This is a genomic window from Frankia sp. AiPs1 (assembly GCF_023716945.1).
Lineage (GTDB): Bacteria > Actinomycetota > Actinomycetes > Frankiales > Frankiaceae > Frankia.
The window spans coordinates 1-1892 of the sequence record NZ_JAMQQF010000825.1 but is presented as its reverse complement, the minus strand read 5'-3'; the positions used below and the strand labels follow the sequence as shown (position 1 = coordinate 1892).

General features: G+C 71.0%; 2 protein-coding genes. Both read right to left on the bottom strand.

Translation table 11 applies throughout. The annotated features are described in order from the left end of the window. Positions 1 to 26: 26 nt before the first annotated feature. Positions 27 to 353 carry a hypothetical protein gene (locus ND748_RS31040; protein WP_251749866.1) on the bottom strand — a complete coding sequence of 109 codons (327 nt, stop codon included), beginning with the start codon at positions 351 to 353 and terminating at the stop codon, positions 27 to 29. 176 nt (positions 354 to 529) lie between these two features. Next, a complete protein-coding gene (locus tag ND748_RS31035; protein ID WP_251749865.1) occupies positions 530 to 1165 on the bottom strand; it encodes an FHA domain-containing protein in 636 nt (211 codons plus the stop codon). Positions 1166 to 1892 lie beyond the last annotated feature (727 nt).

Genomic DNA, 1892 nt, shown 5'->3' with positions numbered 1-1892 from the left:
GCGTCGCGCCGCCCGGTGCCACCGTTTCAGGACGCGGCGGTCGCCTCGGCGGCGGCGGAGCCCCGCCGGCCGCTCGTGCTGCCGTTCGCCGTGGTGGCCGTCGGTGCGCCCGGCGCCGCCACTGTCGTCCCGCCCGGCTGGTCGCCGTTGGGCACGTAGCGCTGCGCGACCCAGTCCAGCGCGTCGCGCCAGCTTTCGCCGTACAGCACCGAGATCCGGTCGGCCGTCTGCCGCGCCAGCGCCTGGACGAACACCCTGTCGTCGCTGTCCAGGTGCCGGGCGTCACCGAAGGTCTCCCAAGCCCTGAACATCAGTTCCTGAAGCTTCTTGCTGTGAGGCGATTCGTCTGCCACGTCGAACTCCCTCCAAGTGGGCACCGCGGCCGGAAGTCTGCCCTAAGCGCGTGGGAGGCCCACAGGTGGGGGTGGTGAGCATTGTGTTCCCGATGTGGTCGAGTGGGGTGACGACCCGCTTGCATACCTGCATGTGATATATGGGCTAGTTCCCCGACATGCGCTGCTCGGGGACATCAGGTGTGCTGCATCGGCTCCGCGATGTCCGGGCGAACGATCCCGAGGCGCATCACCTCGTTCGCCAACCGTCCCCGCCGGTTGGGTCCCGGCGCGATGTCGAACTTGCGGTAGAGCCGCAGCAGGTGTTGCTTGACCGCTCCTTCGGTGACGACGAGATCCTCGGCCACCTCGCGAGTCGACGACGGGATGACGAAGGCACTCGGCGCGCCGGCCGGGCGAGACAGTGCGCGCAGCACATCCCATTCCCGGCGGGTGAGATCGGGCGGGTCGGGGACGCGCAGTTCGGCGGTCCGGTCCCGGGTCGCCGCCCCGCCGCCCGCCTCGATGGTGAACTCGATCAGCGGGCGCCGATCCTGGAAGCGCGCGCCCGCCGCACCGAACCGGATGACATCGCCATCGCGCAGGATCCGCCGGCCGACGGGCTTACCGTTGACCCGCGTGCCGTTGCGGGACAGCCCCTGATCCCAGACGTAGAGATACGGGCCCCGCCGCACGATCTCGGCGTGCAGCCGGGAGACGCTGGAATCAGCGAGCGGCACATCGACGCCCGGCCCTCGACCCACCGTAGTGATCTCGGTGCGTAGAGAAAATATCTCGCCGGTGATTTCGATCCGCAGACTCGGCCCGTCCACTTCCGTCCGACCTCGCTTCCATCGATCCATGCTCGTCCCTGACCCGACCGTGCCCGACTTCTCGTGCCGGCTGCCGGCCGAAACCGGCGATCGCCGCCGGGGCACCGGGGCGATCTTCTGGGCAGTGATCCCCGGTCGAGGGTCAGTAACACCTGGCTTTTTGGTGATCTGGACGCTTCTGATTCGCCGCTGGCCGGTGGATGGCCGGGGCACGGCCTACCGTGTGTCCTGAGGATCCGTCGTGCTGGTTGGATGAGTGCTCTGCACCGTCCTGTCGCGGTGGGACCGCCGGCGACGGCGGCGCATCGCCACGATCAGCACGGCAGGCCCGTCCGAAAACGAAGCTGACCGGCGCCGGAGGTGAGGGTGACCGACGCGCCACGCCGGCCCGACCCGCCCCGGCCCGAGGATCTACCCAGGCCCGAGGATCTACCCGGGCCCGACGACCCGCCGCGGCTCGACGCCGGCCGGGGTGAGCAGGACGTGACCGGCCGGTCTCAGTGGCCCGAGTGGGATCCGGCCGAGGCCGATCGCCCATACGACGTCCGGCGCCGTCCCGCCGGCGCCGGTTGGCCTGGCGAAGCGGGTTGGCCTGGCGAAGCGGGCAGCCCCGGTGGTGGAGGATGGCCCGAGGATGCGCACGGGCCTGGCGACGGGGGCTGGCCTGGCGATGGGGGCCGCAGAGACGAGCCGGACGGCCCGGGCGCGGGACCCGGCCGGCCGGATG